We start from the raw sequence: 13233 nt of genomic DNA, 5'->3' as shown, positions 1-13233 counted from the left end.
CCTTATTCAATGGTGTCGGGCTGGACCACGCCCGGAATATTTTTGATCTCCGCCCAGCGTTCGGCGGAGATGCGATAGCCGGTGCCCGGCCCCTGATAGTCATTGATGTCGTTGACCGCGCTCACCACCTCGAACTGTCGATCGAGAATGGCCGAGGTCTGCAGGTAATCGCCGGTGACCCGCTGGCGCAGCATATTGAGAATATTGCTGGCGATATCCTCAAAGCCGCTGCGGCTCAGCGCGCCGACAATATCGAGGCCGGTAATATTGCGCTTCATCATCTCTTCCACCGCGCTCAGGTCCTCCACCACGTTACGCGGCGGCATCTCGTTGCTGCCGTGCGCGTAGGTGGCGGCCTCCACCTCCTCGTCGGCGATCGGCGGCAGCCCCAGCTCGCGAAAGACCGCCTGGATCGCCCGCGCCGCTTTCTGGCGAATGGCGATGGTTTCCGCCTCGGTCACTGGACGCAGTCCACCGTCAACCATCAGGTCGCGCTGCAGGATGTTGTAATCATCAAAATCTTCCGCATCGAAGTTCGAGCCGGCGAACATGTTGTCGTAGTTCGGCACCGCGCTGTAGCCGGAGAAAATAAAGTCGGTGCCCGGCAGCATCTGCATCAGGGTGCGCGCGGTGCGGCGGATATCCGAGTGGGAGAAGGTCTGGTCGTTGGCCGAGGCCACTTCGAGGTCGAGCATGGAGGCGATCAGATTTTCCGCCAGCACCGCCCGAATGCCCGAGGGCACGGCGCCGGTCATGCCGATGCAGCTCACCGCCCCGTTCTGTAGACCCTGCACCCCGGCGCCTTTGGTAATGAAGATGCAACGCGATTCGAGGTAGAGCATCGACTTGCTCTCCGAATAGCCCATCAGCGCTTCGGAGCCGGTGCCGGAGGTGTAGCGCATTTTCAGCCCCCGGGAGGCGTAGGCCGAGGCGAGGAACGCCTTTGACCATGGGGTGTCATCGCCGTCGGTAAATACCGCCTCGGTGCCGTAGACTGACACCGTCTCGGCGTAACTGGTTAAGCCACGCATGCCCAGCTCCAGCTCGGTGGCCTCTTCCACCGAGCATTGCGTCAACACGCCGGGGCGGCCGCACTGCGAGCCGACCAGCAGCGCCAGGGCGTTGAACGGGGCATAGCGCGCAATACCGACCGTGGTCTCCTGCTCGGAGAAGCCGCGGATCCCGGCCTCGGCGGCGTCGGCGGCAATCTGCACCGGATTATCCTTCAGGTTGGTGACATGGCACTGGTTGGAGGGCGTTCGGCGGGCGCGCATCTTTTGCAGCGCCATCATCATCTCCACCACGTTCATCTGCGCCATGACTTCAACCGCTTTGGCCGGCGTGATGGCGGTGGTGATGGCGATGATCTCCTCCCGGCTGACGTGGATATCCACCAGCATGCGGGCTATCTCCAACGCCTCCAGACGCATCGCCTGCTCCGTGCGCTCAATGTTGATCGCGTAGTCGGCGATAAACCGGTCGATCATATCAAACTGGTCCCGGCGCTTGCCGTCCAGCTCGACGATCCGACCGTTTTCCACTTTGACCGACGAGACCGGGTCAAAGGGGCTTTCCATGGCGATCAGTCCCTCTTCAGGCCACTCGCCAATCAGCCCGTCCTGATTGACGGGGCGCTGGGCCAGTACTGCAAATCGTTTTGATCTTTTCATTGTTCATGGGCTCAAAAGGTGAAATCCGCAGACGGTAGCGAACACGCCGGGCCAGCGTCGCTGCCCGCCCGGCCATTACCGGCAATAGTGGAACTTTAAATGAGCCACTGGTGAAAAAAATAAAATTAATTTTGTTTCAATCTGGCACGTTAAATCGGCAAACAGTTTCACTATGAAACCCCGCCGCAACGGCTAAAATAAAAAATGTGATCGCCCGCATTGATATAAATCAATTAATAAAAAAAGCCCGCCACCGCGTTTTTCTGAGGCCTTTTTAGACCTGTTGACTAAATCATGGCGGGCGACAAAATAACGCTGAGAAAAATAAATCAAGCCAACCGCGTGGCGATAGTTTTTTTACTTTCGCCCCCTACTGACTATTCGCGTCAGCATTACCCTGGCGCGGGAGATAATCATGAACAAGAGCCAACACATTCAGACTATCACCCTGGCCGCCGCCCAGAAAATGGCGGCAGCAGTGGAGAAAAAAGCTAATGAGATCAACGTAGCGGTGGTATTTTCCGTGGTTGACCGCGGCGGCAACACGCTGCTTGTCCAGCGGATGGACGAAGCCTTTGTCTCCAGCTGTGATATTTCGCTGAATAAAGCCTGGAGCGCCTGCAGCCTGAAACAAGGCACCCATGAAATTACGCCAGCGGTTCAGCCCGGACAATCTCTGTATGGTCTGCAGCTGACCAATCAACAGCGAATCATTATTTTTGGCGGCGGCCTGCCGGTTATTTTAAATCAGCAGGTAATTGGTGCCGTCGGCGTTAGCGGCGGTACGGTCGAGCAGGATCAATTATTAGCCCAGTGCGCCCTGGATTGTTTTTCCGCATTATAACCTGAAGCGAGAAGGTATATTATGAGCTATCGTATGTTTGATTATCTGGTGCCAAACGTTAACTTTTTTGGTCCCAACGCTATTTCCGTGGTCGGTGACCGCTGCAAGCTGCTGGGGGGTAAAAAAGCCCTGCTGGTTACCGACAAAGGCCTGCGGGCGATAAAAGATGGCGCGGTGGATAAAACTCTGCATTATCTGCGAGAGGCCGGTATCGAGGTGGCGATCTTTGACGGCGTCGAGCCGAACCCGAAAGACACCAACGTGCGCGACGGTCTCGCCGTGTTTCGCCGCGAGCAGTGCGACCTTATCGTCACCGTGGGCGGCGGCAGCCCGCACGACTGCGGCAAAGGCATCGGCATCGCCGCCACCCATGAGGGCGATCTTTATCAGTATGCCGGGATTGAGACCCTGACCAACCCGCTGCCGCCCATCGTCGCGGTCAACACCACCGCCGGCACCGCCAGCGAGGTCACCCGCCACTGCGTCCTGACCAACACCCAAACCAAAGTGAAGTTTGTGATCGTCAGCTGGCGCAACCTGCCGTCGGTCTCCATCAACGATCCGCTGCTGATGATCGGCAAACCGGCCGCCCTGACCGCGGCGACCGGGATGGATGCCCTGACCCACGCCGTAGAGGCCTATATCTCTAAAGACGCCAACCCGGTGACTGACGCCGCCGCCATGCAGGCGATCCGCCTCATCGCCCGCAACCTGCGCCAGGCCGTCGCCCTCGGCAGCAATCTTCAGGCGCGGGAAAACATGGCCTACGCCTCTCTGCTGGCCGGGATGGCCTTCAATAACGCCAACCTCGGTTATGTGCACGCCATGGCGCATCAGCTGGGCGGGCTGTACGACATGCCGCACGGCGTGGCCAACGCCGTCCTGCTGCCGCACGTGGCTCGCTATAACCTGATCGCCAACCCGGAAAAATTCGCCGATATCGCCGAACTGATGGGCGAAAATATCGCCGGACTGTCGACCCTCGACGCGGCGGAAAAAGCTATCGCCGCCATCGCGCGTCTGTCGATGGATATCGGGATTCCGCAGCATCTGCGCGATCTGGGGGTGAAAGAGGCCGACTTCCCGTACATGGCGGAGATGGCCCTGAAAGACGGCAACGCGTTCTCGAACCCGCGTAAGGGCAACGAGCAGGAGATTGCCGCGATTTTCCGCCAGGCATTCTGAGTGTTAACGAGGGGACCGTCATGTCGCTTTCACCGCCGGGCGTACGCCTGTTTTACGATCCGCGCGGGCACCATGCCTGCGCCATCAATGAGCTGTGCTGGGGGCTGGAGGAGCAGGGGGTCCCCTGCCAGACCGTATCCTGCGACGAAGGCGGTGACGCCGATACGCTGAGCGCCCTGGCGGCCAGAAGCTCGACGCTGCGGGTGGGCATTGGGCTCAGCGCAGCCGGCGAGATCGCGCTAACCCATGCCCAGCTGCCGGCGAACGCGCCGCTGGCGACCGGGCACGTCACCGATAGCCGCGATCATCTGCGTACGCTCGGCGCCAACGCCGGGCAGCTGGTGAAAGTCCTGCCGTTAAGTGAGAGAAGCTGAATGTACCGTATCTATACCCGCACCGGAGATAAAGGCACCACCGCCCTGTACGGCGGCAGCCGCATCGAGAAAGACCATATTCGCGTCGAGGCCTACGGCACCGTCGATGAACTGATATCCCAGCTGGGCGTCTGCTACGCCACCACCCGCGACGCCGGGCTGCGGGCAAGTCTACATCAGATTCAGGAGACGCTGTTCGCGCTGGGGGCCGAACTGGCCAGCGATGCGCGGGGCCTGGTCCGCCTGAGCCAGACGATCGGCGAGGAGGAGATCACCGCCCTGGAGCGACTTATCGACCGCAATATGGCCGAAAGCGGCCCCCTGAAACAGTTTGTGATCCCGGGGAAGAATCTCGCCTCCGCCCAGCTGCACGTGGCGCGCACCCTGGCCCGTCGGCTGGAACGTCTGCTGACGGCCATGGACCGCTCGCACCCTCTGCGCGACGCGCTCAAACGCTACAGCAATCGTCTGTCGGACGCCCTGTTCTCCATGGCGCGTATCGAGGAGACTAGGCCTGATGCTTGCGCTTGAACTGGCTGGCGTCGATATCGTACTGCTTCATTTTGCGCCACAGGGTGGTGCGGCCGATATTCAGCAGTTGCGACATCTCCTGCACCCGCCCGCTGGTCACCCGGGCGGCGTGGATGATGGCCTCTTTTTCGATGGCGCTAAAGGTCAGGCTGGCCGGCAGCAGCGATGAGCCGCTATCGGCCCCCGGCCGATCGGAAAAGAGATATTCCGGCAGGTTGCTCAGGCGAATGTGGCCGTTATCGCTGCTGATGGCGATGTTCTCTATCACGCTGTTAAGCTCAAAATCATTTCCCGGCCACGAGTAGGCCACCAGCTGGGCCAGCGCGTCATCGTCCACTTTCAGCCGGGAAGAGAAACGCTTCTCCAGGCTTTTCAGCCGGTTATGCACCAGCGACGGGATACTGTTGCGCCGGGCGCGCAGCGGCGGAATGACGATCTCGAATGAGTGCAGCGCATAGTACAGCTGGCGGCTAAAGCGGTTCTGTTCCACCAGGTTGGCCAGATCGACGGTGGTGGTGGCGATCACCTTCACATCCACCGGGATCAGGCGGCGGGCGTCGAGGCGGGTAAGCACTCCCTGCTTAATCACCTGCAGCAGGGCGGACTGCAGCTCCGGCGCCAGATACTCAATTTTTTCCAGAAACAGGGTGCCGCCGTTGGCCAGCTCAAGGCGGCTCAGGCGGCCATTTTCATCATCGGTGGGGGCGCTCCCCATAAAGTCCTGGCCCAGCACGCTGTCGGCATACAGCTGGCAGTTGACGGCGATGTAGGGGCCGCCCGCCCGCTCGCTTTCATTGTGGATGGCCTGGCTCAGCAGCTCTTTCCCCACCCCCTCTTCACCGCACAGCAGTACCGGAAAGCCGCCGCGCGCCGCCTGGCGGCCAAAGTGGATCAGCCGCCGGGTTTCCGGATCGTCGGCTGACATCTGCTCAAAGGTGTGGCTGACTTTGCCCAGTTGGCTGGTCATCAGCTGCCGCATCTGCTCCACCGGGTGCAGCAGCAGAATAAAGCTGTTGCCTTGCGACTCGACAATCGGTTTTAAGGTGATCACCGCGTCGATAAACTGGTGCTGGCTTTCAAAGGTGACTTCAACGTGATTCAGGCCGCGGGCGTGTTTGATGGCGCGGCGCAGCAGCGCCGGCAGGGTCACCAGATCGGCGATATTTTTTCCCTGGCTGGCCTGGGCATCAAGATGCAGCAGTCTCGCCGCCTGAACATTGAGAAATTGCAGTACCCCCTGTTCGTTCCACGCCATCACCCCGTCGTCCATGCTCTCCAGCAGGCCGTACATTTGATTGAGGTGGCGGTTGGATTCCGCCAGCAGGCTGTCGGTGAGCAGGGAATTGCCCACCTCGCGGGCGATGGCCAGCGTCAGGGAGAGGTCGGCGCTGGACTGGTGCTCCACCAGACAGCAAAGCGAGATAGAGCCGAACAGCCGCCCGTGGTTATCGAACACCGGCGTCGAACAAAAGCTCCATGGCTGCAGGGCCTGCTTAAAATGCCGATCGCCGGCGGTGTTGATCGGCTGCCCCTGCATCGCGGCCAGCGACAGCGCGCAGGTGCCGATAATGCTCTCCGCGCAGTAGCTGCCGTCGCGAAACCCCAGGTCAGCCAGCTGCGCCAGCGTTTGCGGTTCGCCGCAGCGGCTCAGAATACAGGCGGTCTCATCAAGGATAAACAGCGCGCAGGGGCGACCGTCCATAAACTCCCAGGCGTCCTCCAGCGCCGCCTGACCGATGGTCAGCAGCGCGGTTTTACGCCGACAGATCGAGTCAAAGGTCAGGCCCTGGGCCTGGTGCGGTTTTTGCCAGGTTTCGCGCTGCATAAACTTGCTGCAGCGATGCCATGACTGGGCGATGACGGAAGAGACCGCCTTCCCGGTATCCTGAGTCTGAACAGTCATACTGTTTTCCGCGTTTTACCATAGAGAACCCCTCCGGCAGCCGCTGCCAGAGGGGAGAAAGAAAGACCGCCGACCGGCGCCAGCGGTTTAGCCACCGCGAATTAACGCGCCAGCCACTGCTGGCCTAACAGATCGGCGGTGAGGATAGCGGCGTGCACGCTCTCCGGGGTCACCGCAAACGGCATATTGTGGATGGTTTCCCCTTCCGCGCAGGTGGCTTTCGCCACCGCGGCGATTTTCGCGTCGATCCCCTCTTTGACGCCCATCTGCGCGAGGGTCACCGGCAGGCCGACGCGCTGGCAGAAGCCCAGCACGGTTTCAATCTCGTCCATCGGGCTGTTCTGCAGCACCAGCTGCGCCAGGGTGCCGAAGGCCACTTTCTCGCCGTGATACAGGTGATGGCACTCTTCCAGAATGGTGAAACCGTTGTGGATCGCGTGGGCGGCGGCCAGGCCGCTGCTTTCAAAGCCAATGCCGCTGAGGTAGGTGTTCGCTTCGATGATGCGCTCCAGCGCTTCGGTCACCACCCCGGCCTGCGCCGCCAGACGGGCCTTTTCGCCCTCCGCCAGCAGCGTATCATAGCACAGGCGGGCCAGACTCAGCGCCGCCTCGGTGGACTGCCCCCCGGCCATGCTGGTGGCGCGCGCATCGTAGCAGGCTTTGGCCTCAAACCAGGTGGAGAGCGCATCGCCCATGCCGGAGACCAGCAGGCGTACCGGCGCTTTGGCGATAATCGCCGTGTCCATCACCACCATATCCGGGTTTTTCGGATAGATCAGATACTCTTCAAACTCGCCCGCTTCGGTGTAGATCACCGACAGCGCGCTGGTCGGCGCATCGGTCGAAGCGATGGTCGGGATCACCACCACCGGCAGCTTCTGGTAGTAACCGATCGCCTTCGCGGTATCGAGGGTTTTACCGCCGCCGATGCCAACCACGCCGCGGCAGCCCTGTTTTTGCAAAATCGCCATCAGGCGGTTAATTTCCGCATGGCTGCATTCGCCGTTAAACCGTTCCGCATGGCAGCGAATATCGTGACTCTGCAGGCCATTCACCACTTTCTCCCCCGCCAGCTTCATCACGAAGTCGTCAGCGATGACGAAGAAGCTCTCCGCCAGGTTTTTGGCATATTGGCCGAACAGGACAGCAGCATCAGGACCCTGAAGATATTTGGCTGGAGATTGAATAACTTTTAGCATTCCTTTCACCCTCAAATAAGTGCGCATGTAGACATGATGAGCCCTGGCGTTATCCGCGCCGGCCGGTAAAGCGCGGCCTCAACGGAATGTACCGGAGCAGTGCGATCACTGTAGGGCCGGCACGGAACAAAAAAATCTTTCGCCTTTTTGTTCTGATTTGAAACACAGGTTAAATTTTTACGTTCCATATTGGAACAAAAAACCCTAGTCTTCGTCAGGATTGCGATCCCGATCCGCTCCTCTGCCGCATAATTCCCTTACCATCCCCCTTTAGCGGCAGGCTTTTTCCCCACAGCCGGGGGAAATTTAGCAAAAAATTTTTTTCCGCCCGCTGGCCCAGCCGCGATGACCGGCGCTTAAGGCAGAGGAAAAAAAGCGCGCCAGCTCGCATTTTCACCGTTTCCTCAGCGAAAACGTTCCATAAAGAAACAAAATCAGCAGCTGATGTTTCGTAATGAAACCCGATCGCCGGAGCATTCTTTTTTTCGTCCGCTCAGCCAGAATCATCATATCGCCAGGCACGCTGCACCGTCAGACGATACCCCTACGCGATGACCGCCTCCGCCAGCAGAGAGGCCGCATCGAACCTTCTCCAACGGAGCACTGAATAATGAAAAAGCTGATTAACCGTGTTGAAGATGTACTGAATGAACAATTACAGGGGCTGGCTAAAGCCCACCCGCAGCTGACCCTGCATCAGGACCCGCTGTACGTCACCCGCGCCGACGCGCCGGTGGCCGGCAAGGTCGCCCTCCTCTCCGGCGGCGGCAGCGGCCATGAGCCGATGCACTGCGGCTATATCGGCCAGGGGATGCTCTCTGGCGCCTGCCCGGGGGAAATCTTCACCTCGCCGACGCCGGATAAAATGTTCGAATGCGCGATGCAGATTGACGGCGGCGAAGGCGTCCTGCTGATTATCAAAAACTACACCGGCGACATCCTGAACTTCGAAACCGCCACCGAGCTGCTGCATGAGAGCGGCATAAAAGTCACCACCGTGGTGGTCGACGACGACGTGGCGGTGAAAGACAGTCTCTATACCGCAGGCCGCCGCGGCGTCGCCAATACCGTTCTGATCGAAAAACTGGTCGGCGCCGCCGCCGAGCGCGGCGATTCGCTGGAGGCCTGCGCTGAACTGGGGCGCCGCCTGAATAATCTCGGCCACTCCATTGGCATCGCCCTCGGCGCCTGCACCGTACCGGCCGCCGGACAACCCTCCTTTACCCTGCAGGACGATGAAATGGAGTTCGGCGTCGGCATTCACGGCGAGCCGGGCATCGACCGCCGTCGCTTCAGCTCGCTGGACCAAACCGTCGATGAGATGTTCGATACCCTGCTGGAGAATGGCGCCTACAGCCGCACGCTGCGCCAGTGGGATACCGTTAAGGGCGCGTGGCAGGAAGTGAAGCAGAGCAAAACCGCGCTACAAAACGGCGACCGGGTCATCGCCATGGTCAATAACCTCGGCGCCACGCCGCTGTCCGAACTGTACGGCGTCTATCACCGGCTCGCCCAGCGCTGTGAAGCGTCCGGCATCATCATCGAACGCAACCTCGTCGGCAGCTACTGCACCTCGCTGGATATGGCGGGCTTCTCCATCACCCTGCTGAAAGCGGATGATGAGACGCTGGCGCTATGGGACGCCCCGGTTCATACCCCGGCGCTGAACTGGGGAAACTAAGGAGCACGACATGTCACTGAACAGAACGCAAATCGTCGACTGGCTGTACCGCTGCGGCGATATCTTCACCAAAGAGAGCGATTTTCTCACCGGCCTCGATAAAGAGATCGGCGATGCCGACCACGGCCTGAATATGCACCGCGGGTTCAGCAAGGTGGTGGAAAAGCTGCCGTCGATTGCCGATAAAGATATTGGCTTTATCCTCAAAAACACCGGCATGACGCTGCTCTCCAACGTCGGCGGCGCCAGCGGCCCGCTGTTCGGCACCTTCTTCATTCGCGCCGCGCAGGTCACTCAGGCCCACCAGAGCCTGACCCTCGACGAACTGTACCTGATGATCCGCGACGGCGCGGACGGCGTCGTCAACCGCGGTAAAGCGGAGCCAGGGGATAAAACCATGTGCGACGTCTGGCTGCCGGTAGTGGACTCCCTGCGCCAGTCCAGCGAGCAGCATCTGTCGATCGCCGCCGCGCTGGATGCCGCCTGCAAAGCAGCGGAGGCCGGCGCCCACAGCACCATCACCATGCAGGCGCGCAAAGGCCGCGCCAGCTACCTTGGCGAACGCAGCATCGGCCATCAGGATCCGGGCGCCACGTCAGTGATGTTTATGATGCAGATGCTGGCCGCCGCGGCCAAAGAGTAAGGAAATCGCGATGGTAAACCTGGTTATTGTTTCTCATAGCGCCCGGCTGGGCGAAGGTGTCGGAGAACTGGCCCGGCAGATGTTAATCAACGACGGCTGCAAGCTGGCGATCGCCGCCGGGATTGACGATCCCGACAGCCCGATCGGCACCGATCCGATCAAGGTCATGGAAGCGATCGAATCCGTCGCCGATACCGACCACGTGCTGGTGATGATGGATATCGGCAGCGCGTTGCTCAGCGCCGAGACCGCCCTCGACCTGCTCGATCCGGCGATTGCCGCGAAGGTGCGGCTGTGCGCCGCGCCGCTGGTGGAGGGGACGCTGGCGGCCACCGTCAGCGCCGCCTCCGGCGCCGGGATCGACAAAGTGATCGCCGACGCCATGAACGCCCTGGAGGCCAAACGGATCCAGCTGGGTTTACCTTCGCCAACCCCTGACGCCGCCCCGGCGCCGACGCTGGCCGACGATGGCGACAGCAAGTCCCTTGCGGTAGTCATACAGAACCACAACGGCCTGCACGTGCGTCCGGCGTCGAAGCTGGTCGCCGCGCTGGCGGGCTTTAACGCCGATCTGCTGCTGGAGAAAAACGGGAAGTGCGTCAAACCGGACAGCCTCAACCAAATCGCCCTGCTGCAGGTGAGGCGCAACGATAAGCTGCGCCTGCTGGCCCGCGGGCCAGAGGCCGATGCGGCGCTGGCGGCGTTTCAGGCGCTGGCCGCTGATAACTTCGGCGAATCGCCTGCGGCGCAACCGGCAGCGGCCCCGGCCGCCCCCGAGCGCGTCGAAGGCATCGCGCTGCGCTATCCGCTGGCCCTGATCCAGCCGGTCCGCCCGGCCGCCGCCGATGTCGCCCGCGAACAGCAGCGACTGCGCCGGGCTATCGACCAGACGCTGGCGGATCTCACTGCCCTGACCGAGCTGGCGGAGAATAAATTTAACGCCGATATCGCGGCGATTTTCGCCGGGCACCACACCCTGCTCGACGATGAGGATCTGTTTGATGCCGCCAACGATCGTCTGCTCACCGAGCCGTGCTCGGCGGAATGGGCGTGGCATCAGGTGCTGATGGAGCTCAGCCAGCAGTATCGCCAGCTGGATGACCCCTATCTCCAGGCGCGCTATATCGATATCGAAGATATTCTGCAGCGCACCCTGCGCCATCTGCAGGACGTGCAGGAAACGCTGCCGATGCCCGGCGAGCCGACCATTATTATCGCCGACAACATGTTCCCGTCGGCGGTCCTGCAACTGGATGCCAGCCGCGTGAAAGGCCTGTGCCTGCGCGACGGCAGCGAACAGGCCCACGGCGCGATTATCGCCCGCGCGGCGGGGATCGCCTGGCTATGTCAGCAGGGCGAGGCGCTGAACAGCGTGCAGCCCGGCGAGCCCATCGCGCTCGATATGCGCCGCCAGCGCCTTATCCGTCACTAAATCCACTTTGTCCGTTACCGCTCCGGGGGCCTGCCTCCGGAGGGTGAGTTTTCGCTTACTCTTCAGGAACCACTATGTCTCAATTCTTTTTTAACCAGCGCGCCAGCCTCGTCAACGATGTGATTGAGGGAACCATCATCGCCAGTCCGTGGAACAACCTCGCCCGGCTGGAGAGCGACCCGGCGATCCGGGTGGTGGTCCGTCGCGACCTGAATAAAAACAACGTGGCGGTGATCGCCGGCGGCGGCGCCGGCCACGAACCGGCGCACGTCGGCTTTATTGGTAAAGGCATGCTGACCGCCGCGGTTTGTGGCGATCTGTTCGCCTCGCCGAGCGTCGACGCGGTGCTTACCGCCATTCAGGCGGTGACCGGCGAGGCGGGCTGCCTGCTGATCGTAAAAAACTATACCGGCGACCGGCTGAACTTCGGCCTCGCGGCGGAGAAAGCGCGCCGTCTCGGCTACAACGTGGAAATGCTGATCGTCGGCGACGACATTTCGCTGCCGGAAAACAAACAGCCGCGCGGCATCGCCGGTACGCTGTTCGTCCATAAGGTGGCGGGCTATTTTGCCGAGCGCGGCTGCAATCTCGCCACCGTACTGCGCGAAGCGCAGTATGCCGCCAACCACACCGCCAGCATCGGGGTGGCGCTGGCCAGCTGCCATCTGCCGCAGGAGGCGGACAGCGCGCCGCGCCATCAGGCCGGCCATGCCGAGCTGGGAATGGGCATCCACGGCGAACCTGGCGCCTCCACCATCGCCACGCAAAACAGTGCGGACATCGTCAACCTGATGGTGGAAAAACTGACCGCCGCCTTGCCGGAAACCGGCCGTCTGGCGGTGATGCTCAATAACCTCGGCGGCGTGTCGGTGGCCGAAATGGCGATCCTGACCCGCGAACTGGCCAACACGCCGCTGCAGGCGCGCGTTGACTGGTTGATTGGCCCGGCCTCGCTGGTGACGGCCCTGGATATGAAGGGTTTCTCGCTGAGCGCCATCGTGTTGGAAGAGAGTATTGAGAAAGCGCTGCTGGCGGATGTGGAAACCGCCAGCTGGCCGCGGCCGGTGCAGCCGCGGACGGTTAACATCATGCCGTCCACTCTCGCCAGCCCGCGCGTCGACTTTACGCCTTCGGCCAACCCGCAGGTGGGTGATTACGTGGCCCAGGTGACCGGCACCCTCGTCGGGCTTGAAGACCATCTCAACGCGCTGGATGCCAAAGTGGGCGATGGCGATACCGGCTCCACCTTCGCCGCCGGGGCGCGTGAGATTGCCGACCTGCTGCAGCGCCAGCAGCTGCCGCTGAACGATCTGCCCACGCTGTTCGCGCTCACGGGCGAACGCCTGACGGTGGTGATGGGCGGCTCCAGCGGGGTATTGATGTCGATCTTCTTCACCGCTGCCGGGCAGAAGCTGGGGCAAGGCGCCAGCGTGGCCGAGGCGCTGAACGCCGGTCTGGAGCAGATGAAATTTTACGGCGGCGCCGAGGAAGGCGACCGGACAATGATCGACGCGCTGCAGCCAGCGCTGGCGGCGCTGCTCGCCGAACCGGAGAACCTGCAGGCCGCTTTTGCCGCGGCGCAGGCCGGCGCGGATCGCACTTGCCAGTCGGGCAAAGCCGGCGCCGGACGAGCGTCCTATCTCAACAGCGACAGCCTGCTCGGCAACATGGACCCCGGCGCCCACGCGGTGGCGATGGTGTTTAAAGCGCTGGCGGAACGATAAGCCTTCCCCGGTGGCGCTGTGCTTACCGGGGCTACAAATCGGCGCCA

12 protein-coding genes are annotated in these 13233 nt (G+C 61.5%); 9 read left to right on the top strand and 3 right to left on the bottom strand.

What is annotated here, in order from left to right; all coding sequences use genetic code 11:
* Positions 1–2: 2 nt before the first annotated feature.
* Positions 3–1670 carry a propanediol/glycerol family dehydratase large subunit gene (locus ACLH1U_RS06460; RefSeq protein WP_023291059.1) on the bottom strand — a complete coding sequence of 556 codons (1668 nt, stop codon included), beginning with the start codon at positions 1668–1670 and terminating at the stop codon, positions 3–5.
* 415 nt (positions 1671–2085) lie between these two features.
* On the opposite strand from ACLH1U_RS06460, the gene ACLH1U_RS06455 reads away from it, so the two are divergent.
* Genes ACLH1U_RS06455 through ACLH1U_RS06440 form a run of 4 tightly spaced genes read left to right on the top strand, consistent with a single transcriptional unit; the run spans position 2086 to position 4604 of the window.
* Positions 2086–2514, top strand: coding sequence for a GlcG/HbpS family heme-binding protein (locus ACLH1U_RS06455; protein WP_023291060.1), 429 nt, complete (start codon positions 2086–2088; stop codon positions 2512–2514).
* A gap of 21 nt (positions 2515–2535) precedes the next feature.
* Positions 2536–3699, top strand: a complete 1164-nt coding sequence (dhaT, locus tag ACLH1U_RS06450; RefSeq protein WP_044524803.1) for a 1,3-propanediol dehydrogenase — start codon at positions 2536–2538, stop codon at positions 3697–3699.
* Positions 3700–3719: 20 nt separating this feature from the next.
* The gene (locus tag ACLH1U_RS06445) at positions 3720–4073 is read left to right on the top strand and encodes a glycerol dehydratase reactivase beta/small subunit family protein (protein WP_374014472.1); all 354 of its coding nucleotides are present in this window, start codon (positions 3720–3722) and stop codon (positions 4071–4073) included.
* Entirely contained in the window at positions 4074–4604 is a 531-nt protein-coding gene (locus tag ACLH1U_RS06440) for a cob(I)yrinic acid a,c-diamide adenosyltransferase (protein WP_044524805.1), read from the top strand.
* Here the strand turns inward: ACLH1U_RS06440 and dhaR are convergent.
* Positions 4582–6507, bottom strand: a complete 1926-nt coding sequence (dhaR, locus tag ACLH1U_RS06435; RefSeq protein ID WP_044524806.1) for a dihydroxyacetone kinase operon transcriptional regulator DhaR — start codon at positions 6505–6507, stop codon at positions 4582–4584. The two genes, ACLH1U_RS06440 and dhaR, sit on opposite strands and share 23 nt — an antisense overlap.
* Positions 6508–6608: 101 nt before the next feature.
* Positions 6609–7706: a glycerol dehydrogenase gene (locus ACLH1U_RS06430; protein WP_008806556.1), complete on the bottom strand. Its 1098-nt coding sequence runs from the start codon at positions 7704–7706 to the stop codon at positions 6609–6611.
* A 251-nt stretch (positions 7707–7957) separates the two neighbouring features.
* Here ACLH1U_RS06430 and ACLH1U_RS06425 point away from each other — a divergent pair, with 251 nt between their 5' ends.
* The 5 genes from ACLH1U_RS06425 (at position 7958) to ACLH1U_RS06405 (ending at position 13186) form a co-directional block, all read left to right on the top strand.
* Positions 7958–8161: a hypothetical protein gene (locus ACLH1U_RS06425; protein ID WP_411299192.1), complete on the top strand. Its 204-nt coding sequence runs from the start codon at positions 7958–7960 to the stop codon at positions 8159–8161.
* A gap of 155 nt (positions 8162–8316) precedes the next feature.
* Complete coding sequence (gene dhaK / locus ACLH1U_RS06420; RefSeq protein ID WP_032454135.1) at positions 8317–9387, top strand: dihydroxyacetone kinase subunit DhaK; 1071 nt, start codon at positions 8317–8319, stop codon at positions 9385–9387.
* A gap of 10 nt (positions 9388–9397) precedes the next feature.
* Positions 9398–10030: a dihydroxyacetone kinase subunit DhaL gene (gene dhaL, locus ACLH1U_RS06415; RefSeq protein WP_032454136.1), complete on the top strand. Its 633-nt coding sequence runs from the start codon at positions 9398–9400 to the stop codon at positions 10028–10030.
* A gap of 10 nt (positions 10031–10040) precedes the next feature.
* Positions 10041–11462 (top strand): dihydroxyacetone kinase phosphoryl donor subunit DhaM, encoded by a 1422-nt coding sequence (dhaM, locus tag ACLH1U_RS06410; protein ID WP_065805137.1) that lies wholly within the window; start codon positions 10041–10043, stop codon positions 11460–11462.
* A 74-nt stretch (positions 11463–11536) separates the two neighbouring features.
* Positions 11537–13186, top strand: a complete 1650-nt coding sequence (locus tag ACLH1U_RS06405) for a glycerone kinase (protein ID WP_411299138.1) — start codon at positions 11537–11539, stop codon at positions 13184–13186.
* Positions 13187–13233 lie beyond the last annotated feature (47 nt).

This window comes from Klebsiella sp. 1SOBk5mer (assembly GCF_046603115.1).
In the GTDB taxonomy this organism is placed as follows: Bacteria; Pseudomonadota; Gammaproteobacteria; order Enterobacterales; family Enterobacteriaceae; genus Klebsiella; species Klebsiella quasipneumoniae.
The sequence above is the reverse complement of the archived record's forward strand: the minus strand, read 5'-3'. Positions and strand labels throughout refer to the sequence as shown.